Source organism: Terrisporobacter mayombei (assembly GCF_020748465.1).
GTDB lineage: Bacteria > Bacillota > Clostridia > Peptostreptococcales > Peptostreptococcaceae > Terrisporobacter > Terrisporobacter mayombei.
Window position 1 is genome coordinate 1 of record NZ_JAHZMP010000159.1, and the last position, 484, is coordinate 484.

Annotated in this window: 1 protein-coding gene; it reads left to right on the forward strand. The window is 31.8% G+C overall.

Features of this window, described 5'->3' with window-relative positions:
- On the forward strand, positions 1–472 hold a 472-nt coding region (locus K0039_RS20890), incomplete at its 5' end, for a lytic transglycosylase domain-containing protein (RefSeq protein ID WP_228106845.1).
- Positions 473–484: the final 12 nt, after the last annotated feature.

Sequence of the window (484 nt, forward strand, 5' to 3'; positions counted from 1 at the left end):
GTTTAATGAACTTGAGAATGTAGTAAATAATACCACTAGTAGATTTATAGATGTTGATACAAAAGATAAAAATGTAAAGTTGAGAATTGAAAATGCTGTAGAACAAGCATCAAAAAAATATAATGTAGATGCGAATCTTATAAAAGCAATAATTAAAGTTGAATCGGACTTTAATCCAAATACTGTTTCTTCTGCTGGTGCTAAGGGTCTTATGCAACTTATGCCAGAAAATTGTAGAGATTTGGGTGTTACAGACCCTTTTAATATAGAGCAGAATATAGATGCTGGAACTAGACATATTAAGGAATATATTGATATGTTTGGAGGAAGTATAGAAATGGGGTTGATGGCATATAATGGTGGTCCTGGAAGGATGAAGAGTAGAGGAGTGGAATCAATTTCTGACCTGTATAAAATGCCAAAAGAAACACAAAATTATATTCCTAAGGTTATGAAATATTATAGAGGGTAGGCTTTATTATGG